This is a genomic window from Shewanella hanedai (genome assembly GCF_007197645.1).
GTDB classification, from domain to species: domain Bacteria; phylum Pseudomonadota; class Gammaproteobacteria; order Enterobacterales; family Shewanellaceae; genus Shewanella; species Shewanella hanedai.
Window position 1 is genome coordinate 148,904 of the sequence record NZ_VKGK01000010.1, and the last position, 26,494, is coordinate 175,397.

The 26,494-nt window shown below is 43.3% G+C and carries 25 protein-coding genes; 11 read left to right on the forward strand and 14 right to left on the reverse strand.

Annotated features, from left to right (window positions below; all coding sequences use genetic code 11):
* Nucleotides 1–25: 25 nt before the first annotated feature.
* From FN961_RS10400 to FN961_RS10430, 7 genes are all read right to left on the reverse strand, one after another.
* Nucleotides 26–1,171, reverse strand: a complete 1,146-nt coding sequence (locus tag FN961_RS10400) for an enoyl-CoA hydratase/isomerase family protein (RefSeq protein ID WP_144040115.1) — start codon at nt 1,169–1,171, stop codon at nt 26–28.
* Between the two features lie 30 nt (nt 1,172–1,201).
* On the reverse strand, nt 1,202–1,975 hold the full coding sequence (locus FN961_RS10405; protein WP_144040116.1) for an enoyl-CoA hydratase: 774 nt from the start codon (nt 1,973–1,975) through the stop codon (nt 1,202–1,204).
* Nucleotides 1,976–2,107: 132 nt separating this feature from the next.
* Complete coding sequence (locus FN961_RS10410) at nt 2,108–3,265, reverse strand: acyl-CoA dehydrogenase family protein (protein ID WP_144040117.1); 1,158 nt, start codon at nt 3,263–3,265, stop codon at nt 2,108–2,110.
* A 164-nt stretch (nt 3,266–3,429) separates the two neighbouring features.
* Entirely contained in the window at nt 3,430–4,935 is a 1,506-nt protein-coding gene (locus FN961_RS10415) for a CoA-acylating methylmalonate-semialdehyde dehydrogenase (RefSeq protein ID WP_144040118.1), read from the reverse strand.
* A 44-nt stretch (nt 4,936–4,979) separates the two neighbouring features.
* The gene (locus FN961_RS10420; protein WP_144040119.1) at nt 4,980–6,170 is read right to left on the reverse strand and encodes a thiolase family protein; all 1,191 of its coding nucleotides are present in this window, start codon (nt 6,168–6,170) and stop codon (nt 4,980–4,982) included.
* Between the two features lie 460 nt (nt 6,171–6,630).
* Nucleotides 6,631–7,563, reverse strand: coding sequence for a homoserine O-acetyltransferase MetA (gene metA / locus FN961_RS10425; protein WP_144040120.1), 933 nt, complete (start codon nt 7,561–7,563; stop codon nt 6,631–6,633).
* A gap of 90 nt (nt 7,564–7,653) precedes the next feature.
* Complete coding sequence (locus FN961_RS10430) at nt 7,654–8,070, reverse strand: YbaY family lipoprotein (protein WP_144040121.1); 417 nt, start codon at nt 8,068–8,070, stop codon at nt 7,654–7,656.
* 195 nt (nt 8,071–8,265) lie between these two features.
* On the opposite strand from FN961_RS10430, the gene FN961_RS10435 reads away from it, so the two are divergent.
* The gene (locus FN961_RS10435) at nt 8,266–9,033 is read left to right on the forward strand and encodes an SDR family NAD(P)-dependent oxidoreductase (RefSeq protein ID WP_144040122.1); all 768 of its coding nucleotides are present in this window, start codon (nt 8,266–8,268) and stop codon (nt 9,031–9,033) included.
* A gap of 80 nt (nt 9,034–9,113) precedes the next feature.
* On the opposite strand, the gene ompW is transcribed toward FN961_RS10435, so the two are convergent.
* A complete protein-coding gene (gene ompW / locus FN961_RS10440; protein WP_185972770.1) occupies nt 9,114–9,764 on the reverse strand; it encodes an outer membrane protein OmpW in 651 nt (216 codons plus the stop codon).
* Between the two features lie 1,335 nt (nt 9,765–11,099).
* On the opposite strand from ompW, the gene hydA reads away from it, so the two are divergent.
* The 7 genes from hydA to hydF all read left to right on the forward strand — a co-directional run bounded on the left by hydA (nt 11,100) and on the right by hydF (nt 17,838).
* The gene (hydA, locus tag FN961_RS10445) at nt 11,100–12,332 is read left to right on the forward strand and encodes an iron hydrogenase large subunit HydA (protein WP_144040123.1); all 1,233 of its coding nucleotides are present in this window, start codon (nt 11,100–11,102) and stop codon (nt 12,330–12,332) included.
* A gap of 16 nt (nt 12,333–12,348) precedes the next feature.
* Complete coding sequence (locus FN961_RS10450) at nt 12,349–12,669, forward strand: iron hydrogenase small subunit (protein ID WP_144040124.1); 321 nt, start codon at nt 12,349–12,351, stop codon at nt 12,667–12,669.
* Nucleotides 12,670–12,682: 13 nt separating this feature from the next.
* Nucleotides 12,683–13,363 (forward strand): cytochrome b/b6 domain-containing protein, encoded by a 681-nt coding sequence (locus FN961_RS10455; protein ID WP_144040125.1) that lies wholly within the window; start codon nt 12,683–12,685, stop codon nt 13,361–13,363.
* Nucleotides 13,364–13,455: 92 nt separating this feature from the next.
* Nucleotides 13,456–14,892: a [FeFe] hydrogenase H-cluster radical SAM maturase HydG gene (hydG, locus tag FN961_RS10460; RefSeq protein WP_229814656.1), complete on the forward strand. Its 1,437-nt coding sequence runs from the start codon at nt 13,456–13,458 to the stop codon at nt 14,890–14,892.
* Between the two features lie 51 nt (nt 14,893–14,943).
* Entirely contained in the window at nt 14,944–15,576 is a 633-nt protein-coding gene (locus FN961_RS10465) for a hypothetical protein (protein WP_144040126.1), read from the forward strand.
* Nucleotides 15,573–16,613 carry a [FeFe] hydrogenase H-cluster radical SAM maturase HydE gene (gene hydE / locus FN961_RS10470; protein WP_144040127.1) on the forward strand — a complete coding sequence of 347 codons (1,041 nt, stop codon included), beginning with the start codon at nt 15,573–15,575 and terminating at the stop codon, nt 16,611–16,613. Before FN961_RS10465 ends, hydE begins: the two co-directional genes overlap by 4 nt.
* Nucleotides 16,597–17,838 carry a [FeFe] hydrogenase H-cluster maturation GTPase HydF gene (gene hydF / locus FN961_RS10475; RefSeq protein ID WP_144040128.1) on the forward strand — a complete coding sequence of 414 codons (1,242 nt, stop codon included), beginning with the start codon at nt 16,597–16,599 and terminating at the stop codon, nt 17,836–17,838. The genes hydE and hydF overlap by 17 nt, the downstream gene beginning before the upstream one ends.
* A gap of 284 nt (nt 17,839–18,122) precedes the next feature.
* On the opposite strand, the gene FN961_RS10480 is transcribed toward hydF, so the two are convergent.
* From FN961_RS10480 to FN961_RS10495, 4 genes are all read right to left on the reverse strand, one after another.
* On the reverse strand, nt 18,123–18,728 hold the full coding sequence (locus FN961_RS10480) for a nucleotidyltransferase family protein (RefSeq protein WP_221936114.1): 606 nt from the start codon (nt 18,726–18,728) through the stop codon (nt 18,123–18,125).
* A 66-nt stretch (nt 18,729–18,794) separates the two neighbouring features.
* Nucleotides 18,795–19,190, reverse strand: a complete 396-nt coding sequence (locus FN961_RS10485) for a YbaY family lipoprotein (protein ID WP_144040129.1) — start codon at nt 19,188–19,190, stop codon at nt 18,795–18,797.
* 17 nt (nt 19,191–19,207) lie between these two features.
* Nucleotides 19,208–20,086: an acyl-CoA thioesterase II gene (gene tesB, locus FN961_RS10490; protein ID WP_144040130.1), complete on the reverse strand. Its 879-nt coding sequence runs from the start codon at nt 20,084–20,086 to the stop codon at nt 19,208–19,210.
* A gap of 125 nt (nt 20,087–20,211) precedes the next feature.
* On the reverse strand, nt 20,212–21,135 hold the full coding sequence (locus FN961_RS10495; RefSeq protein WP_144040131.1) for an SDR family NAD(P)-dependent oxidoreductase: 924 nt from the start codon (nt 21,133–21,135) through the stop codon (nt 20,212–20,214).
* 305 nt (nt 21,136–21,440) lie between these two features.
* On the opposite strand from FN961_RS10495, the gene FN961_RS10500 reads away from it, so the two are divergent.
* Both FN961_RS10500 and FN961_RS10505 read left to right on the forward strand, forming a co-directional pair.
* Nucleotides 21,441–22,313 (forward strand): 1,4-dihydroxy-2-naphthoate polyprenyltransferase, encoded by an 873-nt coding sequence (locus FN961_RS10500; RefSeq protein ID WP_144040132.1) that lies wholly within the window; start codon nt 21,441–21,443, stop codon nt 22,311–22,313.
* Nucleotides 22,314–22,349: 36 nt separating this feature from the next.
* The gene (locus tag FN961_RS10505) at nt 22,350–22,604 is read left to right on the forward strand and encodes a DUF3624 domain-containing protein (protein WP_144040133.1); all 255 of its coding nucleotides are present in this window, start codon (nt 22,350–22,352) and stop codon (nt 22,602–22,604) included.
* A 7-nt stretch (nt 22,605–22,611) separates the two neighbouring features.
* On the opposite strand, the gene FN961_RS10510 is transcribed toward FN961_RS10505, so the two are convergent.
* Nucleotides 22,612–23,016, reverse strand: coding sequence for a VOC family protein (locus FN961_RS10510; RefSeq protein ID WP_144040134.1), 405 nt, complete (start codon nt 23,014–23,016; stop codon nt 22,612–22,614).
* A 330-nt stretch (nt 23,017–23,346) separates the two neighbouring features.
* Complete coding sequence (locus FN961_RS10515; RefSeq protein ID WP_280525053.1) at nt 23,347–23,910, reverse strand: type II secretion system protein; 564 nt, start codon at nt 23,908–23,910, stop codon at nt 23,347–23,349.
* Between the two features lie 187 nt (nt 23,911–24,097).
* Between FN961_RS10515 and FN961_RS10520 the strand changes: the two genes are divergently transcribed.
* A complete protein-coding gene (locus FN961_RS10520) occupies nt 24,098–26,374 on the forward strand; it encodes a peptidase U32 family protein (RefSeq protein WP_144040135.1) in 2,277 nt (758 codons plus the stop codon).
* Nucleotides 26,375–26,494: the final 120 nt, after the last annotated feature.

Sequence of the window (26,494 nt, forward strand, 5' to 3'; positions counted from 1 at the left end):
GCTCCTTCATTCTGAATGCGGTTATTTACATAGTTTCTAGAGGGTGATGTTGCTCTTTCCAAGGTGATGTGAGCATCTTCTCAATCAAGTTTTCAGGCACTTCTTCAACGCTTGCATAGCGCCAATGTGGCGTTCTGTCTTTATCAATCAGTAACGCCCTAACGCCTTCAGAAAAATCACCAACGGCGCAGCAATTCACGCTCAGACCAAGCTCAAACTTAAACACATCAACCAAACTTAACTCTGTGCCTAATTTGGCTTGTCGATAAATAAGGTGCCAACTAATAGGACTACCAGATAGAAAAGTCTTCATCGGACGAGCTAACCAGCTCTCACTAAAATCACTTATTTGCACGCGTCTAACAATCTCATTTAACGAGCCTGTCATCAGCTCTGAGATCTCCTCTTGCTGTGATGCTAAGTGAGAGTCTGGCATATCAATCATCACTTTTAACTCTAACTGATCAAGTTCATGTGAGAGCAGTCCATGATTAGCATTAGCATCATCACTCCATGATAGTGTCGCCAAATGATCTAACATCGGCTCCTTATCATCACTATTAAGATAATGGTTACCAATCCCAACAAATCTCGCATCACCGGCGTTCATGTTGTAGGCCGTTAAGCCAAGGAACAAGCCAGTATCGCCAGGCATACGATTTAAAAAATAGCTGCCGCCAACATCAGGATAAAGTCCAATGGTGACCTCAGGCATCGCGATACGAGAATACTCTGTTAAGATCCTATGGCTCGCGCCTGCCATCAAGCCAAGACCGCCCCCCATTACAATGCCATCACCCCATACCATCACGGGTTTACCAAAACTGTGCAGCAGGTAATCGAGACGATACTCGTTTTCAAAAAACTCAACGGCATCCGAGGTTAGCTCGCCAGGTGTCTTGACCGAAGCATGATAGATGGCGCGAACATCACCGCCAGCGCAGAAGGCTTTTTCACCAGCACCATCAAGCATAATCAGTGCGATGTCATTGTCACTCTTCCATGCTGTTAGCTGCGCCGTCATCGCGTGCACCATCTCAAGATTAAGCGAATTAAGCGCCTTCTCAACATTGAGTGTCACCACACCTATCTGTTTACCGGATACCGTACCTAAGGTCTGAAATACAACACTGTTATTGCTCGTAACGGGCTTATCTGTTTGAATCGTCATTGAACATCCATCCTGTTAACAATCAGCTATTTACGCGTTTTTCCACTTAGCACTGCGTTTATCCAGAAAAGCGTTCACTCCTTCGGTTTGATCTTCGGTATCAAATAGATCCACAAACATCTCACGCTCTAGAGGTAAAGCTTTCGATCTTGGCATGATTCGCCCGGCCTGGATAAGTTGCTTACACACAGCAACACTGCTCGGGCTTTGCTTAGCCACTTTTTCTGCCAACGCAATCGCAGCGTCAAGTGACTGACCCGTCTCAACGACCTCTTCAACTAATCCTAAGGTTTCAGCCTTTTCAGCTTTGAGTCGCTCCCCACATAAGATCATCCGTTTTGCCCAACCTTCTCCCACCAACGCTGTCAGGTTTTGTGTTCCTCCAGCGCAAGGTAGCAGGCCAACTGAAGCTTCAGGCAGTGCCATCACAGCTTGCGCTTCTGCAATGCGAATGTCACACGCTAAGGCAACCTCTAAACCACCTCCCATGGCATAACCATTAATTGCTGCTATCGAAACACCGCGAAATTCACTCAGTGCCTCAAATGCTTCACCGAAGCATTTAGCCATTGAAGCCGCAACGGCTTTATCACCGTCGGCAAAAAGCTTAAGGTCTGCACCCGCAGAGAAAAACTTGTCTCCTTCTCCGGTGATCACTAAGGCATAAATATCTTTATTATCATTAAGCTCAAGTACCTTAGTTTTCAGTGCTTGCAAGCTTTCATCTGTCCACGTATTCGCAGGCGGATTACTCATAGTCAGTATTGCGGTGTGGCCTTCAATACGTTCAATTATTCCAGTCATCAATTCGTTCCTTGTAAACTTAATATTGTCTAGAATACTCACTTATCTATTTATTCAAGGTTATCTTTTAACAATCAGAATCTTGAAAAATCCACGAAGTGGTGTAAATAGAGATGCGCAGCAGATCTATTATTAGAGAATCGCTCCCACGTCTTCATTCAATAAGCGGCGGGCGATGATCAAGCGCATGATCTCATTGGTGCCCTCTAAAATCTGGTGCACTCGCACATCACGTACGTGGCGCTCTAACGGGTACTCACGAATATAACCATAACCGCCATGAAGCTGCAGCGCCGCATCACATACCTGAAACCCGACATCGGTCGCAAAACGTTTTGCCATAGCACAATAGGCTGTCGCCTCAGGATCTTGCTCATCAAGTTTAAATGCCGCTAGGCGAACCAACTGCCTTGCAGCCACTAACTCGGTCGCCATATCGGCTAACTTAAACTGCAGTGCTTGAAACGCCGCAATTGGCTTACCAAACTGCTTACGCTCTGTCATATATTGTGTGGCACGTTCAAGGGCGGCTTGAGCGGTTCCGATAGAGCAAGTTGCAATGTTAATGCGGCCACCATCGAGCCCCTTCATGGCAAAAGTAAAACCTTGCCCCTCTTCACCGAGCAAGTTAGCAACGGGCACACGCACCTCTGTAAAGGTGATTTCACGTGTTGGCTGGGCATTCCACCCCATCTTATCTTCCGCCTTACCGTAGGTGACACCTTTTGCATCAGCGGGAACCGCAATGGCAGAGATCCCCTTAGGCCCCTCTTCGCCCGTGCGACACATCACCACCAACAACTCAGTGGCACCAGCACCAGAGATAAACATCTTGGCACCAGAGATAACATACTCATCGCCCTCCCTTACTGCTTTGGTTTTAAGCGAGGCCGCATCACTGCCCGCGCCCGCTTCCGTTAAGCAGTAAGACGCTAGCATCTGCCCTGTTGTTAGGGGCTCTGACCATTCACTTCTCAGCGATTCCGAACCAAAACTGGTGACCATCCAGGTGGCCATGTTATGGATCGTCAACATCGCAGTGGTGGCGGTACAGCCCATGGAAAGCTGCTCAAAAATAATCGATGAATCGAGACGACTCAGCCCCATGCCACCTTCACTTTCTGGCGAATAGAGAGAACAGAAACCTAACTCTCCTGCTCGTTGAATCACCTCTTTGGGAAAATAATGCTCTTCATCCCATTTAGCGGCAAACGGGGCTAACTCTTCGCGGCAAAACTGCTGAGCTAAATCGGCAAACTGACGCTGGTCTTCATTCAGATTAAAATCCATCTGAGATCTCCTTTGACACGATATTGGTCATCTTGTTGAGATTGATGCCCGTTTTTTATTTTGTGTCGAGTGTGAATAAGGTAAGTGTGTTCTATCTATTCAGGCTGTTTAACCGCACGAATCACCTGCACGATTAAACAGACTGTTTACTTGTCTTTAAAAGCTTATTTCAAGTCTATGGTCATATTAGGTGCTGCGTGCTCAACATCGGATATTTGAGATTCAAACCAGCGAGCTGTAATGGTCTTGGTTTCCGTATAGAAACGCACTGCTTGCTTACCATAGGCATGTTGATCGCCATAGAAGCTGCCTTTCCAACCAGTAAAGGAGAAAAATGGCAACGGCACAGGAATAGGCACATTGATCCCCACCTGACCCACTTCGATTTCATGTTGATACTTACGCGCAACGGCGCCACTGGCTGTGAAAATAGAAGTTCCATTTCCGTATGGGCTGTTATTGACCACTTCAATCGCTTCTTCCAAGGTGTCGGCTTCCATACAACAAAGCACAGGTCCGAAAATCTCCTCTTTATAGATGCTCATCTCAGTTGTGACCTTGGTGAACATGGTCGGTCCAACCCAGTTGCCAGACTCATAGCCCGCTACGGTAAAGCCTGAGCCATCGAGTACGCACTCAGCGCCTTCCGCTTTTCCTTGCTCAATGAGTGACAAAACACGTGCTTTCGCTGCTGGGCTAATTACAGGGCCATAGCCTGCCTCTTTGTCATCCCAAAGGCCTGGTTTAACCTTAGCTATCGCGTCTCTAAGCTCTGGGATCCACTCTTTAGCCGCACCGACAAAAATCGCCACCGACAACGCCATACAACGTTGACCCGCCGCGCCAACAGAAGCACCAACCAAGTTATTAATCACTTGCTGCTTATTAGAATCAGGCATGATGACACAGTGATTTTTAGCACCGGCAAACGCCTGCACTCGCTTTAAGTTATCGGTACCGGTTTTATAAATATATTGACCAACACCAACAGAGCCGACAAAAGAGATCGCTTTGATATCTTTATGGTTAAGCAACACATCCACAGCAACCTTGTCACCGTGGACAAGCTGAAGTACGCCTTTAGGTGCACCGGCTTCTTCAAACAGTTCCACCAGACGTTGTGGCGTCATAGGATCTTGCTCTGAAGGCTTAAGTACAAAGGTGTTACCGCAGGCAATTGACAACGGGAACATCCACAATGGGATCATCGCAGGAAAATTAAACGGGGTGATCCCCGCACACACGCCAAGGGGCTGTGTGTAACTGTAGGTATCGATGCTGCGAGCTACGTTTTCAACGGTTTCACCCATCATCAAGGTCGCAATATTACAAGCGTGTTCAGCGACTTCAATACCGCGCCACACATCGCCTTTTGCATCATCAAACGTCTTGCCTGTCTCTTGCGCCAGAATCGTTGCAAGCTCATCATGGTGCGCCTTAAGCAGATGTTGATACTTAAACATCACACGGGCACGTTCAGATACAGGCACCTCTTTCCAACTTTTAAACGCCTGCTTAGCACTGGCTACCGCGGTTTCAACCTCTGAAACTGTTGCGGCATTGACCACAGCAATGGCTTGGTTATTCGCCGGATTGGTCACCGAAATTTTCTGCTGTCCCTGGCCTTCAATAAACTGACCATCGATATAGTGCTTCACCTGAGTTGTCATATTGCTTCCCATTAAACTTGTAGGTACTGAAGTTAAGATACAATTTAAATCTCTATCGCCATTGCAGTTGCTTCACCACCACCGATACACAGTGACGCCACACCACGCTTTAGACCACGCGCATGAAGTGCATGAATTAACGTCACCAATAAACGGGCGCCTGAACACCCTATCGGATGACCAATGGCGCACGCACCACCGTTAACATTTACTTTATCCGCATCAAGAGAAAGCTCAGAAATAGCCAACATGGTCACCATGGCAAAGGCTTCATTGATCTCAAACAGATCGACGTCATCCTTACTCCAGTTCACTTTTTCAAACAGCTTTTTCATCGCGCCAACCGGCGCGGTAGTGAACATTTCAGGCTCCTGAGCGTGAGTCGTATGGCCTTTAATCGTGGCTAAAATAGGCAAACCAAGTACGTTAGCCTGCTGAGCCGTCATTAACATCAGGGCTGCTGCACCGTCAGAGATAGAACTAGAGTTCGCCGCTGTAATGGTGCCATCTTTAGTAAAGGCTGGACGCAGTGTTGGGATCTTATCCGGACGTGCATTACCAGGTTGCTCATCAATCTCAACCAGCGTATCGCCTCGACGACTTTCAACCGTCACGGGTGATATCTCATTATCAAATGCACCAGTTTCAATCGCCTTATTGGCTTTTTCAAGCGAGCTCAAAGAGAAAGCATCCATCTGTTCGCGGGTCAGTTTAAAATCATCTGCTGTCTTTTGAGCGAATGTGCCCATCGCGCCACCAGTGTAGGCATCTTCAAGCCCATCGAGGAACATATGGTCCATCACTTTTCCGTGACCCATCCGCATTCCGCCGCGTGCTTTATCTAATAAATAAGGTGCCTGACTCATGCTCTCCATTCCACCCGCGATAACGATGTCAGCGCTGCCAGCTTTAATCAGATCATGGGCTAACATGACGGTTTTCATGCCTGAGCCACAAACTTTATTCACTGTCGTCGCACCAACAGAAAGAGGCAAACCTGCGCCTAATGTCGCTTGACGAGCTGGCGCCTGACCCACACCCGCCGGAAGTACACAACCCATCAATACTTCGTCTACTGCATCGGCAGAAACACCAGTTTGTGCCATCAAACCTTTAATGGCAGTTGCAGCTAATTTAGGAGAGGGAACAGTCGACAAGGCGCCCTGAAAGCCTCCCATAGGCGTTCTTTTAGCGGCTACAATCACGATCTCTTGGCTTAATTGCTCTGTACTCATTTTCCACTCCGTCTTTGTTATCTTATTTCAGCAAAACCTTGGTTTTCGCTTAAAATATTAAGTTGTCATATCACTTAAGTATTAACATACCATCACCATGACGTTTACGCTAACGTAAAGCAAGCGACATTACGCAAACATCTACCAAAGTATTAGCCTACAGTTGTCACTCAAAATTTACAGCGTTAGAGAAGTAAATAGATGAAAAAAGCGCCTAGATAGGCGCTTTGAAGTGTTATTGAATCATTTTTATTGCGGCATGACTGTTTAACGATAAATTTTAATCGCGCCAACCGTGCTGTCATAGCTCCGGTTAATGGCTCGTATTTTTAGCCCGTAACTTGTCACATTTCGACCTGTATCATGGATGTCACTGTCGATATACGTTTACAGTCATAGAGTGCTGTATTTACAACTGACTTGGTGGTTATCGGCTTTTTGATGTCCCTAACCATAGCGACTAGCTTTCGCTAATACCGATCATATCATCGAGATTGTATGGCGTTAGCTGATAAACGTAGTAGTTAAGCCAATTACTGACCAGCAAACTACCGTGACCGTGCCAGCGCGCGACCGCCTCACACTCAGGGTTATCATCTCTAAAGTAATTCAGTGGTACATCAGGCTCAAGGCCTTGCTCGAGATCTCGGAAATACTCATCTTTGAGCGTCATCTTTTGATATTCTGGATGACCCATTACAAACAAGTTACGATTATTGGTGCTCAATACCATATAGGCACCAGCGGTATCGGATTGGGTGAGAACTTCGAGTGACGGGTGCGCTTTTAGCTCATCCACATCCATCTCAGCAAAACGTGAGTGAGGGGCAAGAAATTCATCATCAAAACCTCTTAGCAGAGGAAAGTGTTGACTGGTACGGCTATGAACAAACACGCCTGAACGCTTCTTGTTTAATAATTTTCTGTTTAAACCGTATAAGTGGAATAGAGCCGCATGGGCAGCCCAACACAAAAATAGCACCGAGGTGACATGTTGCTGTGACCAATCGATAATATCGCGAATGTTGTCCCAGTAACTGACATCTTCAAATTCAACCTGCCCTAACGGGGCACCTGTGATAATCAAGCCATCATAATTTTTTTGTCGTACAGCCTCAAAATCACGATAGAAGTTATTCATGTGGTCGATAGAAGTATGCTTTGACTCCTTATCGTGGATCCTGAGCAGATCCACATCCACTTGCAGCGGCGTATTTCCCAACAGTCTGAGTAACTGGGTTTCCGTTTCAATTTTATTCGGCATCAAATTCAAGATAAGCACTTTCATTGGGCGAATATCTTGATTAGCCGCCCGAGTTTCGGACATAACGAAAATATTTTCAGATTCTAAAATCTCTGCTGCTGGCAGATCATCGGGAATTTTAACCGGCATACCGCGCCTCTTCCTTGTAAATGAATTAACTCTTAACGAATTAACCCCATCAATCTAAGTTCAAGGCGCGTTTTAACATTGAAGCGTTAATTAACGACCGACCTTCTGAACCAAAACCGACATAGGCTCACTCGACTCTAAATCTATCTTGTATGCTTGCGTGTTGATAAACATCAATTGGCCATTCAGGCTAATGCGAGCACCAACGGCATACGTGTGCCCTTTTTCAAATTGATCACGATTAATGATAAATTGAAACGGTGCAGGCGTAGTAACATCGCCTCTCTCTATTTCAGCAATCACGACCGCAGGGGCATCCATTAAAGACACGTCTTTGACCTGCACTGTCAACATCGCTTCTGGTGGCAGAGCCATGCGCTCTTTAAACCAAACCTCTCCTTGGATCTCAACTCCAGCATTTGGGGTTGCACAACCAGATAACACGCCAACCGAAATAAGCCCAACTGCCATCATTAAAGGTGAAACTGACTTTAACCACTTTTTCATACATTATTACTCCCAATCATACATCAAGATGTCTAGATGTCTATATGTCTACGTTTTAAAATTCAATATAAATGTTAGCTTGATCTATAAAGCTATTTAACTTGCGTAGTTTACTCCGCACTTACTGCGCTTGCACCTTGTCCTTATTAAGATATCTCCCTATCATAAGCTACCCTTTACAAGTCGAATAGCCTAATGACACAAGCCACAGCCATTATCGTGGGTGCCAACTCACTTCTGAGTCGTGAGATAGCAAAACAACTCTCAGAACAAGGTGTTGAACTTGCACTGCTTGCACAAGATCCTGACTCACTCAAGAACTTCTGTGACAGTTTGCCAAACCCGGTACACCTGTTTCCGTTAAATATTTCAGAGCCTTCCGCAATCATCTCAACCATTGAAAGCGTGTGGCAATCCATCGGCGGTGCTCACCTAGTCTTGGTTAATACTGGACAGAACAGCTATAACTCAGCGCTTCCATGGTTACCAGAACAAGATATCATCACGGTTAATGTCCAAGGCTTTGCTGCTATCTGCAATACCAGCTTTCGCTTGTTCAAAGAGCAAGGTTATGGCCAACTTGCTGCCATCAACTCCATCGCAGGTCTACGCGGCGGTCCAAGCGTGGCCTACCACGCTTCTAAAGCGTTCGCGAGCAACTACCTTGACGGCCTGAGTATGCATGCTCAACGATTAAAGCTGCCAATCACCATCACAGATCTGCAGTTAGGTTTACTTGATAAAGCTGCCATGCAGAAAAGCAGAATATGGTTGTCACCGCCAAGTGAGGTTGCCCGTCAAATTATTAAAGCGATGAAAGCAGGTAAACGCCGAGTTTACGTCACCAAGCGTTGGCGTCTGGTGGCTTGGTTAACGAAACTATTGCCGGAATTTGTTTATAACACACGTCACTGGCGCACTAAGGCTGAACGTCTGGCTGCAAAAGCTGAAGGGAAGAAGTAGCGACGAGTTTCGAAAAGACTAAAACTAAAAAGGAGCCTTCGGCTCCTTTTTAGTTAACGAATTACTATTAACACTTCAATTTAGAAAATATAACCAATGCTCACCATATAAACCCATGGGTCAATATCAGTTTCAACTTTTACGGCATCAGCGCCTAAGTTAAAGTTAACGTCTGTGCTTATCTGTGCATACCAAACTGACGCATTCACTAGCCAGTTTTTATTCACTTGATAATCAATCCCCACCTGAGCCGCAACCCCCCAAGAATTCGAAAGGCTCAGATCTGAAAGACCTGCATCTTTAGCACCTTGATTAAATTCATTATCGAAGAAGTTGGTGAAGTTAACACCCGCACCAATATAGGGACGAAGCTTAGAGTCAGATGAGCCAAAGTAGTACTGAGCAACTAAGGTGGGTGGTAACTGCTTAGTCTCTGCTATCTTTCCGAGCGCACCTAATGAGATATCGTGACTAAAAGGCGTAGCCGCTAATAGTTCAATACCAATGTTATCAGTCAACATATAACCAAAATTCAACCCAAGCTGCGTATTATTGCTTACTTCAAACTCAGCGATATTAGCAACAACAGGGCTAGACTCGTTTGGTGCAACCATAACCGCACCTGCACGTACAATAATATCACCGGCTTGATGAGCAGATACTGAGGCGGTAAAACCAGCAGAAAGAAGGACAGCAGCGACTAAACCAGACACGATATTTTTTTTCATCATACAACTCCATCAACACAACATGAAATGTCGTTATTATTATCAAATCCCTTACATTTGCACGCATCCTGCCAGATTTTTAGTGGTAATTTATTGATCCACATCAAGTTAAGTGGTAGACACCCAATTAGATATAGCGTTAATCGATCTTGATCATGAAAATAAAACACATATTGATATTGCAGCTTTAAAAGATGTGAGCAGTGCACACTTCGATCATTAATCAACCTGCCAAGTGGGATCTCATCAGTAACAGGTTGCCAACCTTAATCTTGTCCAATATTTCAAAGCAGTCAACGGAACTAGCTTTATATGGTTGTTATCGACCGTACATCATCCAGCGAACTTTGGTATTTTTTAAATTTAGAATAAGCTGTTAAGTATTAGACAAAAGTACATGAAATTAATCGGAGTAAACTAGAGATAAGAAGACGTGTCAGCGCCCCCCCTTAATAAGCGATCGAAAATAATATCAAGCATTCTTATATTTAACTATTTATTGGTTAAAGCAATAATTTACTGTAGAGGTGAATTGCTTACTTGCAATATATCAATAGTATATTATTACATATAATAAATATATAATTAATGACTATTAATCATATATCCAACAGCAAGAATTAATTAAATTAAGTAGATAATACGCTATTCACTTTGCACTCATAATTAAATATAAACACCCCATAAAAACCCATCAGCCAATAATTATAACCCACAAGCACAGTAAATCATCAGATCAATAAAATATAAGGACGTTATTTTAAAAAATTAACAAATAAATTAAATCAATCTGGTAACAAGTTTTATTGCAAAGAGATAACTTATAAAGGAGGCGCTAATTATGAATAAGCTCAATAAGCACCTCCTTATCAATCATGAAAAAGCAAAGCCTAAATAATGAGATACTCAAATAAGCATATCCGTTACCAGGTTCACCTCTAAAAACTCCAAAATAAACCAACGACCTAATTCTTCACATTCATTAATGGACAAAAACAACCATAACGACAAAGCAACCCAAAATGACCCACCGTAAAAATAGAACTATTGCAATTAAAAACAAAGGCTTAATATTTTTTAAACGTCTATTTTTAATTAAAAAACACGCACCTCCTTCACAGAAATAATGATAGGAAATTTAGCTAGCCCTAGCTATTAAACAATAAATCATGATTTTTAAAATTGTAATCATCTCAATAATTTGATCAATGAAGCATTTTAATGAATATATTTAATTTATATTCTCCGACCTTAAAACAATACTTAAAATAAAGCCAACTAGAGCTGAGTTTAATAAAGTCACTAACCCGTGGCTAATAATAAGGAACGCGAAACGCTATGACTGTCACCACCTATCAACCCGGTGAGATCCAGGGGCTGATTGAGATACAGGCATCTAAATGTAAAGGTTGTGATGCTTGCCTTAAATTTTGCCCTACTAATGCTATTGAAGGCGCCTCAGGGGCGGTACATTCAATTAACAAAGAAAAATGCTTGAGTTGTGGCCAGTGTTTAATCAACTGCCCTTTTGGGGCGATTACTGAAACGCATTCAGCCCTTAAAACCGTGATTGAAAAGCTCGCGAATAAAGACGTTAAAGTCGTAGGGATTATCGCACCCGCAGTGCGTGTTGCTATAGGAGAAGAGTTTGGTTTAAGTGCTGGTGAGTTAGTAACGGGTAAGTTATACGGTGCAATGAATCAAGCTGGTTTCAAGATTTTTGATTGTAATTTTGCTGCAGACCTTACCATTATGGAGGAAGGCAGTGAGTTCATTCATCGCTTACATGCAAACGTGCAGGAAAAATCTAATGCAGGAGCGTTACCTCAATTCACTTCTTGCTGTCCAGGCTGGGTGCGTTATCTTGAAACAAACTACCCAAGCTTACTCCCACATCTTTCCACAGCTAAATCCCCTCAGCAAATGGCGGGCACCGTAGCCAAAACCTACGGCGCAAAAGTTTATAACATGCAACCAGAAAACATTTTCACTGTTGCTGTAATGCCCTGTACCTCCAAAAAGCTAGAAGCATCTCGTCCAGAGTTCAATTCAGCCTGGAAATACCATCAAGATCAAGGGGCTAATGTACCTAGCTATCAAGATGTTGATGCCGTACTAACCACACGAGAAATGGCGCAATTACTTCATCTGCTTGATATCGATCTAGCAAATACAGCTGAATTTGAAGGCGATAGCTTATTCTCTGAATACACTGGCGCAGGCACTATTTTCGGCACAACTGGTGGCGTAATGGAAGCTGCACTTCGTACGGCGCACAAAGTGTTAACCGGGGAGGAAATGGCCAAACTTGAATTTGAACCTGTACGAGGTTTAGCAGGTGTAAAAGCGGCATCGGTAACCTTATTTGATAAAGAACTATCTCAGAATGTCACCCTTAATGTCGCTGTTGTCCATGATATGGGTAATAACGTCGAACCTATATTACGTGATGTCATGGCAGGTATCTCACCATACCATTTCATTGAAGTAATGAACTGCGCTGGTGGTTGTGTCAACGGCGGCGGTCAGCCTATTGACGGGAATGGATCATCTTGGATTGGCAATATCTAAAATAAGGAACATCACCATGAATAACAAAAAGCATGTTTTTGCTGAAGATAGCTTTTTTATCTCTCGTCGTAAGTTTATGGCAATCGGCAGTGCTTTTATCGCTGTAATAGCGATTCCTGTTGGCTGGTTTGGCAATAAAATAATCAAACGAAACGACTACATCAAAGCCCGTAGTGCAGGTTTATATAAAGACGATACCATCGCTAAGTTGCGTGTAAGCCATGCTAATCCAGCGGTTGAAAAATACTATAAAGAGTTTGGTGGTCAACCTCTAGGGCATATGTCCCATGAGCTTCTGCACACCAATTTTGTAGATCGCACCAAGCTGAACTCTTAAGGGAAATATGACAATGCATCATAACCAGCATGACATTAGACCTATTCAAAAACACCCACTAAACGTAAGAGTGTTTCACTATATTTTATTACTGAGCTTTTTACCCTTAGCAGTTACAGGGCTTCTACTTTTCTTCAAGCCCTTATCTCAAAGTGGTATGCAACTAACCTACGACATTCACATTATTGCTGGTGTTGTTATGGGGTTAGATGCACTCGCTTTCACTTTGATGGCTTTTGATCGCGTAGTGCTATTTATCGCACGCGTCTTTAGTTTATCTGAGCGCGATGTGAAATGGTTCATGGTTTTAGGCGGTTATCCACAGAAATTTTTATTGGGTAAAAAAGTACCTGTACCACCAATGAACAAGTACAACTCAGGTCAAAAACTATTTGGCGTCTGCGTGCTCATCGGCGGCACTCTATTAATACTATCAGGGTTAGTCATATGGTTAGCACCACATGTCGCACCACGCGATCTAGTATGGATACTGGGCCAAATCCATTTAGTTTCAGGCTTAATTCTAACGGCATTCTTACCCGTGCATTTATTTCTAGCCGTCTATCGATTTGATGACTTCAAAGCAATGATGGTCCACGGTAATGTGCCTTATCACGATGCCGCTGAATACACGCCGTTATGGGTTGAGCAAGAAATCGTTCCTGTGACAGCAAATCAACAACGCAATAAGTAAGCAGATTCCATCTACCTTTCAATGAAAATTCAGCAGCTGCTCTTTGGTAACTGCTGTTTTTGATTACCATACCAACTAGAGTTTTATCTATTATGACCACACAAGAACATTCTATTTCCATTGCTAGCTACGATGCTAAAAAGAGCTTTATCGATGAACAGGCTATTTGGGCTGCAATTAACAATGCTGCCAGCCCTTCTGCAGAACAAGTGCGTCAAGTCTTAGATAAAGCCCGGCAATGCCAAGGTCTTAGCATTGAAGAAACAGCTTTGTTATTACAGAACCAAAATAAACAATTAGATGACGAATTATTTACAGTGGCCAGAGAGATCAAAAATACCATTTACGGTAATCGTATCGTATTGTTTGCACCACTTTACGTCTCTAATCATTGTGCCAATAGCTGTAGCTATTGCGGCTTTAACGCTGATAATCATGCACTGAAGCGTAAGACATTGAAGCAAGAAGAAATTCGAAAAGAAGTGTCTATTTTAGAAGCCATGGGACATAAACGGATTCTAGCCGTATATGGCGAACACCCTCGTAATAATGTTAATGCGATTGTTGATAGCATCCGTACCATGTATAGCGTTAAAGATGACAAAGGTGGTGAAATCCGCCGAATTAACGTGAATTGTGCACCAATGAGTGTGAGTGATTTCAAAATTCTAAAAACTGCAGAAATTGGAACTTACCAGTGTTTCCAGGAAACATATCACCAAGCTACATACGAAAGTGTTCACCTAAAAGGTAAGAAAAAAGACTATCTATATCGTCTTTATGCAATGCACAGAGCAATGGAAGCCAACATTGATGATGTTGGTATTGGTGCCTTATTCGGCTTATATGATCACCGTTTTGAGTTACTAGCGATGTTAACTCATGTCGCCCAGTTAGAAACAATTTGTGGCATAGGACCCCATACCATTTCATTCCCTCGGATAGAACCCGCTCATGGATCCGAACTCAGTGAAAAACCACCCTATGAAGTCGATGACGCATGCTTTAAGCGCTTAGTCGCTATTACTCGTTTAGCAGTCCCCTATACAGGCCTAATCATGAGTACCCGTGAAAGTGCAGGCTTAAGAAAAGAATTATTAGAACTTGGTGTATCACAGATCAGTGCAGGTAGCCGTACGGCACCTGGTGGCTACCAAGATGAGTCGCAAGAACAGTTTGATGCTGAGCAATTTAGCCTTGGCGATCACCGTTCAATGGATGAGATTATTTACGAACTCGTTACAGAGTCGAATGCTATCCCATCCTTTTGTACCGGCTGTTACCGTAAAGGCCGCACTGGTGATCATTTTATCGGTTTGGCCAAAAAACAATTTATCGGTAAATTTTGCCAACCCAATGCACTGATAACTTTTAAAGAATACTTAAATGATTATGCAGGGCCTAAAACCCAAGCAGTAGGTACCGCATTAATTGAACGGGAGTTAACAGCAATGAGCCCTGCTAGAGAACGTAATGTCCGTAATTGTTTAGCTAAAACCGAAGCTGGTGAGCGAGATATCTACCTTTAATCTAGCCTCTAAGCTGATTAACTTAATACTTTACTAAAGATAAGTGACTCAATGTCAATTAATGCGATACGCCCTTCGGCAGGCCTGGATACCCAGGCACTAATAACGGCAATAAAAAGTGCAAATACACTCGTTTTGCATGCTGCAGTTTATAGCAATTTTATCCATTCTGAAGTTGGAAAATTTATCCGTACGAAGTTGGTTGATGGTAGTTTGCAACATCTCGAGATTATCGAATTACAACCCAACAGACATTGGCGAGACGAGTTTATCTCAATCTTACGACCTCAAATGACTAGAAAATCAGTGCTTTCCATGTTCTCAAACTCTAACCGATGGAGTAAAAGTCTCGCCTTTGAGTTTCCACAGCAAGTGAACCAAGTTTTCACTCAAACTCTACCATTACAACCTATTTTAATTATTGGTGACACATTATTTGTCGGTCAATACGCTCATAGCAGTTTAACCTCAGCTCAAGGAATGTGGATACAGATTGAGTGTTTGTCACTAGGGCTTAAATCCGGAGATCTGCAAACTTGGTATCAGCACGGCCTACCATCAGATCTATCTGGAGATTGGCCGTTAGCTATAAGTCGTTATGTGGAGGAATGTCGTCAATCTAAGCTATTGAGTATACATAAAACCCGTTCGATGACTCCAATCATTAAAGAAGAACATCAATGATTTGTACTAGTCACTCATTCCAGCCCGTTGATTTTAGCGAGAAACAGATTATTGAACTACTCAACGGAACACAAGATCCTTGGTTATTTGACCAAGCCAAACTAGTTAGCCAGCAAGTCTTCAATAATCAAGTATTCATTCGCGGTATTGTTGAGTTTTCAAATAATTGCCGCCATAACTGTCACTATTGTGGGCTTCGCAGTAGCAATCGAAAAGTTGAACGTTATCGACTTTCAACCACCGAAATTCTTGATGCTGTCGATGAAGTAGCACTATTAGGTATAGAGACAGTCGTGCTGCAATCTGGAGATGATTGGCAATATCGAGCAGAGACCATCGCTGAACTTATTCGCACGATTAAAGACCGTCACAATTTGGCCATCACATTATCGCTAGGTGATCGTAAACACCAAGAGCTCAAACTTTGGCGCGAAGCTGGGGCTGATCGATACTTACTAAAAATGGAAACCTTTAATAGACGACTATTTAGACAATGTAGGCCTAATGCCAACTTTGATGAACGATTAACGCGCCTGTCGTACATTCAATCTCTAGGTTATCAAACTGGATCCGGAGTTATTACCGACTTACCGGGAATGAGCGATGAAATTCTTGCTAATGATATCTTAAAACTTTCTAGTATGGGACTCGACATGTTGGCATGTGGCCCTTTTGTAGCACATAGCCAAACACCTTTTGCTCAACATTCAAATGGAAGCGTACTCAAAAGCCATAGAGTCAGCGCTATTTTACGACTATTGAATCCTGGCGCACATATTCCAGCAACAAGCTCATTAGATGTTATTGAGCCTGGTGCAAGAGAACTTGCCTTAATACGAGGCTGCAACGTAGTCATGCCCTCTTTTACACCAGCCCATGTCTATGCCCGCTACAACATATATCCGGGTAAAAACTCTGCAACATGTCAAATGCAACAACGCATAGCTTTAATATTCAAAAAAATCCAACACCATGGCTTAAAACCCAATCCTAGTCGTGGTGACTCAAAAAGGAATCAATATGTGCCAAGGTGTTAACCCTGAAACCAACCAAGAGCAAATCGCTCCTAGAGGAATGCGGTATCAAATTGCGATAGTTGGACGACGTAACGTAGGAAAATCATCGTTACTTAATATGCTAGTTGGCCAACACGTTGCTATCGTTTCTGATATTAAAGGGACAACTACCGATGCAGTTGCTAAAGCTTACGAGTTACTCCCTCTTGGGCCTGTGACATTTTTTGATACAGCTGGTATTGATGACGTCGGGAAACTTGGAGAACAAAGAGTCAAAGCCACAAACCATGTGCTTTACCGTGCTGATATAGCACTATTAATCACTGATGATCAGGGGCTGAATGATGATGAGTTTGCACTGATAGAAAAAATGACGGCATTAAACCTCCCTTTCTTAACGGTGTTTAACAAAGTCGATATCTGTATGCCAAAAGCTGAAGATATCAGCTTTTGTCGACAAAAAAAGCTCCCTTTCATTGCCGTATCAGCAATTAAAGAACTGGGTAGTAAAGAACTCAAGCGGATCGTTACTGAACTGATTCCTGAAAGCCTTAAAATCCCCCCCCCGCTAGCCGCAGATCTATACCGCGAAGGAGAACATATCTTATGTGTGGTTCCCATAGACACTGCAGCTCCTAAAGGACGACTCATCCTACCCCAAGTTCAAGTTTTGAGAGAAGCTTTAGACAATAATTGCATTGCAACCGTAGTAAAAGAATCACAACTAACCCAAGTTTTATCTCTTCTTGCTTCGCCACCTGCTCTAATTATCTCTGATGCACAAGTGATTAAGCAAGTCGATAGTCTAGTTCCCGACACTATAGCCTTAACCACATTTTCGACGCTCTTTGCTCGCTTCAAAGGCGATTTAGCCCCCATGGTTGAAGGAGCAAATGCCTTAGATAGCTTACATGACGGCTGTAAAATCTTAATTTGCGAAGCTTGTAGTCATAATCTTCAAATTGACGATATAGGCCGAGTCAAATTACCCAATTGGATCCGACATTTCAGCGGTAAAGAGATAACCTTTGACGTATTCAGCGGACATGACTTCCCTGAAAATTTAGAGGAATATTCACTGGTCGTACATTGTGGTGCGTGCATGTTCAATCGCACTGAAATGCTAAGAAGGATCCGCGAGTGTCAACGCCGAAATGTTCCAATCACCAACTATGGTATTGCTATTTCCAAGCTTCAAGGCGTGTTACCAAGGATCATTGAACCGTTAATTAAGGCTCTGAGATAAGACAACATTGAGTCTGAAAATACTCACCTTAGTTATTATTTTCACATGGATGTGAAATGAACTAATTGAGAGTATTTTACAAAAAAATACACCAACATATAACTTTAAAGAATCGCTCTCACAGTTAGAAAAAGTAGACTTTTACCTCTCCCAGGCATCCTGTAAGCGATTGTAAAAAAACGTATTAAGTAAGTCACCATACTTTCGTAGTCGATAAAACTTTCTAACTCAGATATTGTAATAAATAGATGATAATTAATAGCGATTAAGATTAGTCAAAGTTTTCAACGTTGCACTGTCAATTTTGCATATCTGTCCAACCAACCTTTCTCCTTCAACCGCTTTTCAAATAAGGCAAGGGATCTATTTCTATTAGGACTTAGTGTTAGATTAAACAATTTCTCAATACCAAAAACGGCATGACAATTGATATTTATTGTTGAGAAATTATCAGTAGAATCTATTAGCGGATCAATACTCACTGCCACTGCAGTCTCCTGCTCAGGCCAATAACCCATGGCATCCAATGAGGACAGATAGGGAGCATCACCATTACGAATGTGCATCCTAGCTTGATTTTTAACTGACCAAGGTAACTCAGGTGCAAGCTCTCTTAGCTCAAGCTCATAGGCTTGGTCTGCAGTCTCTGAAATGTCGTTGGGATTAAAATAGATGACGTCAATATCAGCAAGTGGCCTGTTCAATTCAATTCCGTGAAGTTTGTCCCACACCAGATTCCTAACAAAACCCGCAGCAATAAAGCCTTGAGGAAGGTTAAGGGTTTGAACTAGCTGTAAAGCGCGCATTCTCACTGGATCCTGTCGTATCCAGCCCTTAAGCCGTTCTTCATTAGACATTAAGATATGACTATCACTTTCAACTTGTTTCATCTTGTCTAATACCTGTCGGTATAACATGAAAAAAGGAGTCGAAGCTCCTTATATTTGATATGGGATTTACTTGCCCGGTACGGCCTTCATCATGACCTCGGTGGTGAATTTACCATTGTTGATCACTGGAAATTGGTCATAGGTCTGGAAGATGACCTGCCCCTGATAGCGGATCATCGCCACCACCGCATAATTAGCATTACTTTTTACCGTATCAGCTGGAAGAATAAACTTAAAAGGCACTGGAGCACGTGCAATGTCAAAATTCTTCTGGGCTAATATCACCCCACGTGTGTCTAAATCCACAATCGCAATATTAATTGAACACCCTTGAGGCAGCGCGATTCTCTCTAAGTACCCTGCAGCACCATTAACAATAATAGGCTGGTCTTCTTGTACTGTGACACATGCAGTCAGGAACAGGCAAAGAAGCAGTACTGAACTTTTTATCAATTTAATCATGTTACGTTCCCTTTTACTCATTTCGCTTTATGCTTGTCATTCTTCATTCTGATCAAGCCTTCCTGAGTTGCCGAAGCAAGCAGCTGACCTTGTTGATTAAAGAATTCTCCCTTAACAAAACCTCGACCACCACAGGCATTGGGGCTATCATTGCTATAGAGTATCCAGTCATTCAGATCCAGTGGACGATGGAACCACATTGCGTGATCGATTGTCGCTAAGCGCATTCCTGGCGTTAAAAATGACACGCCATGTGGCTGAGTGGCCGTCACTAAAAAGTTAAAGTCCGATGCATAAGCTAGCAAATATTCATGAACCGAGTGGCCAGTAGGTACGTAACCATTGGCGCGGATCCAAATGTGTTGTTTCGCTTCTCTAGGCTCAGGATGCAATAAACTTTGCGGCTCGACTAATCGCATCTCGATCGGCGCGTCAGCCATAAACTTTTCAAGCATTTTAGACGGGACTTTGTCCCTTAAGGTCATCGCGAGTTCTTGCTGATTCAATAAGCCATCCGGCCCCGGCACATCTGGCATCAAAGATTGATGCTCAAATCCCTCTTCATGTTCCTGAAATGAACAGGTCATGTAGAAAATAGGACACCCTTTCTGAATCGCCTTTACTCGCCTAGCACTGAAACTGCCACCATCACGCATGATTTCAACATCATAGATAATGGGCAACTTATCATCACCAGCTCGTAAAAAATAGGAGTGAAAAGAATGAACTTGCCGTGTCGGGGAAACGGTCTGTTTAGCCGCACTGAGCGCTTGACCCATGACCTGACCGCCAAACACATGACCTAAGCCGATATCCTGACTTTGCCCTCGAAATAAACCAACTTCTATCTGCTCAAGTGAAAGCAACGATAATAGATCATCCAATACCTGACTCATTCGACCTCTTAATTCCTCAAATAATCGACCTAATAGCTTAACTCAGATATCGGGTTTTAGGCTAGGGCTTTGCCAATATGAAGTGACCTTGAATTCCCCAAAGGATAAAGTTTACACGATTACAGTTATTCAATTCTTATATGGTGTTCAGATGCACCACGACGTGCCCAAGCCAGCACTTGATCTTCACCACTATTGTGCAAAATTATCGGCTTGGCATGATGCAGCTGCTCCCAACCTGAAAGTAACGCTTCAGGTTTACAACAATCAGATTGGAAATACATAGGTTTAAACTCGGCAAATTGCCCGTGGCTCACACTGCCCGCTGCAGTAAGTAAATGCTGGCCCGATGGCGCTTCTGTACTACAAAGAAACAACATAGCTGCTGTAATGGATGAGATAGAAAATAGCGGTTTAACCGACGATGCCAACCTGTCTTTTGTCATCGAAGTGAGTGCATGAGGGGTCAAACTGTTAACCTTGATATTATGTTCAGCGCCCTCCATATGCAGACTGTTAACTAATCCTATTAAGGCCATCTTACTGGCACCATAGGAGGTCTCATGCATATCGCCATAAAGCGCACTCACACCGCAGCTCATCATGATCCTGCCGTAACCACGGTGCTTCATCAAACTCCAAACTGCCTTGGTCATATAGAAGCTGCCATTGAGATCCACATCAAGCTGTTCCTGCCACATCTCGACGGTTAAGTGATCAAACGTACAAGAATGATGAACGCCAGCATTATTGACCAAGATATCAATGTGGCCCCATAAAGCGGCAATCTCATTGACCACCCGAGTGACACCGTCACGATCCCGGACATCGAGCTCGAACATAACAGCTGAGGCCCCCAGCTCTTTAATCGTTTTGTAGCATGACGATAGGTTTGCTGTGCTTCCTTTTTGGCTCACTTGGCATTCATCTAGCGAGCAAGCATCAATAAGAGCAACTTTAGCTCCACGCTCAGCTAACGCTAGCGCATAAGCTCGCCCTAACCCTGTCCCTGCTCCAGTAATCACTGCAACTTGATGATCAAAACGCATCGATACTTTTCCTCATTGAATAGTTCAAATGACAACATCACCTCAATCCATACTCTCGGATCATAACAGTGTTCGACACACCGATAACGGGCGTTTTTGTTTTTAGTTAGCACCATTATAAAACCATATCTGATGGGAATTTACTTTGAGCGAGATAACAAAATTGCATATAATTTCAACAAGAAACGTTTTAATTCCTTGTCAAATAACGCCGCATGACTTAGCCCTAATGAATAGGTATAATGTATGGCTATTTGAATGGCGTTACGCCCCTGTTCACTCTTATTAATATATCGATTAATTAAATGAATCCTTGGATATTGGCCATACGGCCTCGCACTTTGCCTGCCGCTATTGGGCCACTTTTAGTGGGTAACATATTGGCACTTCAGCTGGAGCAATTTAGCCTAGTTATCGCCTGTATCTCTATGTTATGTGCGGTGCTATTACAAATAGCCGTTAACTTAGCGAATGATTATTTTGACTTTAAAAGTGGTGTTGATACCGAGGAACGCTTGGGCCCGCTTCGTGTAACCCAAAGTGGGCTCCTGTCACCAACGAAAGTGCGCAATGCCATGATACTTAGTCTGGTGCTTGCATTTTTGGTGGGCTTATTGTTAATTAACCATGGTGGTTGGCCAATAGCCTTACTCGCAGTTGCTGCCATATTTGGCGCGCTAGGTTACAGTGGTGGACCTTATCCCCTTGCTTCTCATGGCTTGGGTGAAGTAGCCGCATTCGTTTTCTTTGGCTTGGTCGCTGTGGTTGGTAGTTACTATCTTCAAGCGGGGGCTGCCAGCACCTCAGCCTGGTTATTAGGCAGCGCGATAGGCTTTCTCAATGCCGCGATTATGTTAGTCAATAATACCCGTGACATGAAAACGGACATTAAAGCAGGTAAAAAGACTCTCGCGATCCGTATTGGGCTAGGACAAGCGAGACTCTTTTATCAAGCGTTTGTCTTTCTCCCTTTCGCCGTGATCATTGCAGGGTTTCTACTTGGGTTCCTTCCTGGTTTACCTGTTTTACTGGCGGGTTTGTCATTAGTGTTTGCGCGTAAACTTAACAATGAATTCAGTCATACCTCTGGTGCCGAGCTCAACCCTTTACTGGGACAAACCGCTAAGCTGACGATGATATTCAGTACACTGTTTAGTATTGGCTGGATTTTCGTTTAAGCTTTGATTGGGTTTGGTTAAACAAACAGAAAAAATATGACCTGTAAAAACTGTAACAGCACGATTTTCCGACAAAAAATAGGCCGTTGTAAAACCTGTATGTGGCAGCTCACCGTGCTGTCGCTTATCAGTTGGCCTCTCTGGTGGTTACTTTATGCCGACAGCCCGAAACAGATCAACTCCATCGCTCTACTGTTTTTTTGCACCGCTTTTACCAGTCTTCTCGCTCTACATTTAATCGTACTAGGCTACCGTACGCTTATTGAATATTTCAACAAGCAACACAAATAGTCACGTGTTATCCATTCTTGGCTGGTTGATGAAACTCAATCACATTACTGTCAGGGTCTCTGATAAAGATAAACATCGCGCCGCTCGGTACTGTAATTGGACCTTCAGTAACAGCAAAGCCTAATTCGGCTAGGTGTTGCTGCACCGCATCAATATCGGTTATCTCAAGTGCGATATGTGTAAAGCCTGTGTGTTTCTCTGGTAAATCCATCAACACATTTTGCACTTCACTCTCTGAACCATTCAGAATAAAGTTAATGTTTATCCCGCATGGATGCTCCATCACGGCAACCGGCTCTGGGCCAATAGGGCCGACAATAAACTCAAACCCCAGCTTTTCATAAAAAGCGCGGGTCACCGCTAAATTGTTCACTCTCAAACCCACATGATTAATCCTGACTATCTCTTTCATTTCGTCCCCTTAGTATTTTCTTATTATTGACTCACGACTTCCATTTCAAAATCTACTTTATCTTGGATATTCATGCCAGCATAAAATACGCTTGCCCCATTTTTCACGGCAAATCATGACGCCATGATAGCAGTCATCAACGGAAGGGATATCATCAAAAGTGAGGTTATCAATGGAGTGACCCAGGAGGATCTGCACGCCTTGAATGGCTTCAGGAGCTCAGTATGGGGGTAGTGAAACCAAACGGTCCATCGCCTAATACGTAGCTAAATCAATCCAAAAATATTGGATTGATTTACATTGACAGCATGGTGAGGACAAGAGAAGCGACTAAGGGCCAGTCGACCCATCAGCACCGTAAAAAGCAGAGTTAACGACCACTTCACCTGTAGTAAACGTGTATTCCATCACCTGAGTTTTCTCGCCACGTTGAATAAAGTACAGATCACGGTAGACACATCGATCAGTCCCATAGGTGTAGGCAATATCGACATCTGAAGTCATCAGGTCTGCATCTACGACATGGGCGATGGTAAAGTCAGTATTGGTGATGCCATGCCATAACTGCTCGCACGCCATAAACGTCTCACCATTGGTACCATTACTGATCCCTGATGTAGAGTAGGGATAACCTTCAGGGCTAGATGCAACATCTCCCGCTCCAAAACTAGACAGTTTATCGATAGCTCCCGTATTCCCCTCAGTTAGCCAACCAGAATGATAGAGCTTGACCGCATTTTCAAACGCTGAGAACTGACCATCCATTGCGGCCTTTCTCGCATCGCCTTGTAAGTTTATAAATTTAGGCAATACAACAACCGCTAAGATCCCCAATATAATAATCACAACCACTAACTCAATTAATGTAAATCCTCTTGCACTAGTTTTCATCATAACTCTCTATATTTATTGGGTTCTTCATGAGTGAAATAGCGCTAAAGCGCAAAATTTGACGTGCAAGTCTACTCTCCTGAGAACAGCGTTAATTTGACCTATGCCTAATAAATGGCAATGAGCTATAGATGCAGGTAAGATCGCCCCTCAAAAATATTAATCGAATAACAGAGTGAGTTAGTCTGAGATGAGTAGAAAAATTGAGTTATTAGCACCGGGTGGTGATGTTGAAGCGATCAAAGCAGCAATTGTTGCTGGTGCGAACGCTGTCTATTGTGGACTGGATACGTTTAATGCCCGTAACCGCGCCGCTAACCTCTCCTTTGATGAACTCTGTGGCATACTCAGACTTGCTCACCAATATGATTGTGAAGTGTTCCTTACCATCAATGTGGTGATATTAGAACAGGAGCTTCCCGCCCTATTTAAGCTGCTAAACCAGTTAGTGAATACCAGCCTCGATGGCATTATTGTTCAAGATTTAGGCTTGTTTAACCTAGTTAAAAAGCACTTTCCGACACTTGATATCCACGCATCGACGCAGCTGACTACGCATAACGAAGGTCAGATCCATTTTCTGAGTAAGATTGGCGCCTCACGGGTTAACTTATCTCGTGAACTTAACTTAGGTGAGATCACCTCGTTAACTGCTCTTGCCCACCAGCACCACATGCTGACCGAAGTATTTGTCCATGGTTCTTTATGTATCGCGTTCTCAGGTCAATGCTACTCAAGCTCTGTTAGTGTCGGTAACTCGGGTAACCGAGGACGCTGTAGCCAAGCATGCCGTGATGAATATGAAGAGACAGCTGCGGGCAATAAATACCCATTGAATCTTAAGGACAACTCTGCTTATTTTGATCTCCCAGAACTGGTTGAGGCTAAAGTGGATTCCCTCAAAATTGAAGGACGTATTAAAGGCGCCCATTACGTCTACACCGTGGTTGATAGCTGGCGTAAACAGATAAACCAGTTTGTCGATACCGGCAAGTTACTCGACGATGACTCAAACCTCTATAAGGTGTTCAACCGAGACTTTACCAACTCGTTCCTCAAAGGCAACCTGACCAAAGGCATGTTTATCGATAACCCACGCGATAACAGTGTTAACCATGCAGTTGAGCAAAAAAATGCCATCTCGGTCGTCCAGATCCAAGAGGTTAGACAAAACCTTAGGGCTGATAAAAATGAGCTAGGGGCGACACTGGAGCAAAAAATCCAGTTTCTCAATATTAATAAGATGCCACTTACCCTGACTTTCTTAGGCCAAGAGGGGTTGCCGTTCACCATCAAAGCTAATGTTGAAGCGGTGTCAAATCAGCCAGAACAAGACTCACAGTTCAACGAGTTTGTCATAACATCGGATTCAAGCTTACAGTGCTCAGATAAGTCGGCTCTGGATCCTGCTGCACTTGAAAAACGCTTCAGAAGTTTTAATGATTCAGATTATGCCATTCAAGACTATGATTTTAGCCAGCTATCTGAAGGGCTCAGTATTCCATTTAAGGAGTTAACCGCCCTTAAAAATAGACTCGCTTTCTTACTCAATGACTCAGTAGAAGTGATAGCCCCCGTCGAATTGCCCGTGCTAGCACAAGCTGACAAAATTGATGAACAACCCAAGTTGTCTCTGCTTATCAGTGATGAGAAAGATGCCCACCTGTGCGATATCACAGAGGCTGACATTTACTTTAAACTGCCCGAGAGCTTTAAGAAGGGCTGCAATAAGTTTATCGAACTACTGCAGCGCAACCCTAGGTTCATCCCTTGGTTTCCAGCAGTATTGATTGGTAAAGACTATCTCGAAGCGGTAAGGATACTCGAACAAGTTAAGCCTCAGCGCATCGTAACCAATAACACGGGCGTGGCATACAAGGCTTTCGAGATGAATATCGACTGGATAGCCGGTCCCTTTTTAAACACCACTAACTCTTACGCTCTGATGACTATGCAAGAGGAGCTCAACTGTTCTGGCGCGTTTATCTCCAACGAGATTAATCGGATGCAGATGCGTAATATCAAACGTCCAGCCGGATTCAAATTGCTCTATAGCATCTATCATCCCATCTTGATGATGACGAGCAGGCAGTGCTTCTTTCAGCAGACTGTTGGCTGTAACAAGCCTAGTATCGAAGATGGCTGTATGCTCAAGTGTGAAAAAGCTACCACAATCACTAACGTCAAAGGGATCTCTTTTGCCGTGGATAAGCAAAAAGGCGGCTACCCGAGTATCTATAACGATGAGCAGTTCTTAAATGTGGATGTGATTAAGGATTTCTCTAGCCTATTTGATGAGTTCTTTATCGACTTAACCGATATTGGCTCAGGCTCTAAAGCTAAGCTGGATAAGGTTCAACTGGTCGAGCATTTTGAGCTGCTGCTTAGCGGCGAAGCTGATGCGATATCACAGCTTAATACCATGGTTGAACTATCAACCAATGCCCAATATCAACAAGGGCTGTAATACCAATCAGTATAAGAAGTTGATCTACTCAGAGTCTGACGAATCCCCACAAAAAGAGATGAATAAATAATGAGATAGGTGAAATAGTGAGGAACATTCATGGCATTTGGTGATCAAATT

Bases quoted from the DNA above. Each gene is read 5' to 3' on its own strand.
- FN961_RS10400 (WP_144040115.1), bottom strand. From the start codon at position 1,171: ATGACGATTCAAACAGATAAGCCCGTTACGAGCAATAACAGTGTTGTA.
- FN961_RS10405 (WP_144040116.1), bottom strand. From the start codon at position 1,975: ATGACTGGAATAATTGAACGTATTGAAGGCCACACCGCAATACTGACT.
- FN961_RS10410 (WP_144040117.1), bottom strand. From the start codon at position 3,265: ATGGATTTTAATCTGAATGAAGACCAGCGTCAGTTTGCCGATTTAGCT.
- FN961_RS10415 (WP_144040118.1), bottom strand. From the start codon at position 4,935: ATGACAACTCAGGTGAAGCACTATATCGATGGTCAGTTTATTGAAGGC.
- FN961_RS10420 (WP_144040119.1), bottom strand. From the start codon at position 6,170: ATGAGTACAGAGCAATTAAGCCAAGAGATCGTGATTGTAGCCGCTAAA.
- metA (WP_144040120.1), bottom strand. From the start codon at position 7,563: ATGCCGGTTAAAATTCCCGATGATCTGCCAGCAGCAGAGATTTTAGAA.
- FN961_RS10430 (WP_144040121.1), bottom strand. From the start codon at position 8,070: ATGAAAAAGTGGTTAAAGTCAGTTTCACCTTTAATGATGGCAGTTGGG.
- FN961_RS10435 (WP_144040122.1), top strand. From the start codon at position 8,266: ATGACACAAGCCACAGCCATTATCGTGGGTGCCAACTCACTTCTGAGT.
- ompW (WP_185972770.1), bottom strand. From the start codon at position 9,764: ATGATGAAAAAAAATATCGTGTCTGGTTTAGTCGCTGCTGTCCTTCTT.
- hydA (WP_144040123.1), top strand. From the start codon at position 11,100: ATGACTGTCACCACCTATCAACCCGGTGAGATCCAGGGGCTGATTGAG.
- FN961_RS10450 (WP_144040124.1), top strand. From the start codon at position 12,349: ATGAATAACAAAAAGCATGTTTTTGCTGAAGATAGCTTTTTTATCTCT.
- FN961_RS10455 (WP_144040125.1), top strand. From the start codon at position 12,683: ATGCATCATAACCAGCATGACATTAGACCTATTCAAAAACACCCACTA.
- hydG (WP_229814656.1), top strand. From the start codon at position 13,456: ATGACCACACAAGAACATTCTATTTCCATTGCTAGCTACGATGCTAAA.
- FN961_RS10465 (WP_144040126.1), top strand. From the start codon at position 14,944: ATGTCAATTAATGCGATACGCCCTTCGGCAGGCCTGGATACCCAGGCA.
- hydE (WP_144040127.1), top strand. From the start codon at position 15,573: ATGATTTGTACTAGTCACTCATTCCAGCCCGTTGATTTTAGCGAGAAA.
- hydF (WP_144040128.1), top strand. From the start codon at position 16,597: ATGTGCCAAGGTGTTAACCCTGAAACCAACCAAGAGCAAATCGCTCCT.
- FN961_RS10480 (WP_221936114.1), bottom strand. From the start codon at position 18,728: ATGAAACAAGTTGAAAGTGATAGTCATATCTTAATGTCTAATGAAGAA.
- FN961_RS10485 (WP_144040129.1), bottom strand. From the start codon at position 19,190: ATGATTAAATTGATAAAAAGTTCAGTACTGCTTCTTTGCCTGTTCCTG.
- tesB (WP_144040130.1), bottom strand. From the start codon at position 20,086: ATGAGTCAGGTATTGGATGATCTATTATCGTTGCTTTCACTTGAGCAG.
- FN961_RS10495 (WP_144040131.1), bottom strand. From the start codon at position 21,135: ATGCGTTTTGATCATCAAGTTGCAGTGATTACTGGAGCAGGGACAGGG.
- FN961_RS10500 (WP_144040132.1), top strand. From the start codon at position 21,441: ATGAATCCTTGGATATTGGCCATACGGCCTCGCACTTTGCCTGCCGCT.
- FN961_RS10505 (WP_144040133.1), top strand. From the start codon at position 22,350: ATGACCTGTAAAAACTGTAACAGCACGATTTTCCGACAAAAAATAGGC.
- FN961_RS10510 (WP_144040134.1), bottom strand. From the start codon at position 23,016: ATGAAAGAGATAGTCAGGATTAATCATGTGGGTTTGAGAGTGAACAAT.
- FN961_RS10515 (WP_280525053.1), bottom strand. From the start codon at position 23,910: ATGATGAAAACTAGTGCAAGAGGATTTACATTAATTGAGTTAGTGGTT.
- FN961_RS10520 (WP_144040135.1), top strand. From the start codon at position 24,098: ATGAGTAGAAAAATTGAGTTATTAGCACCGGGTGGTGATGTTGAAGCG.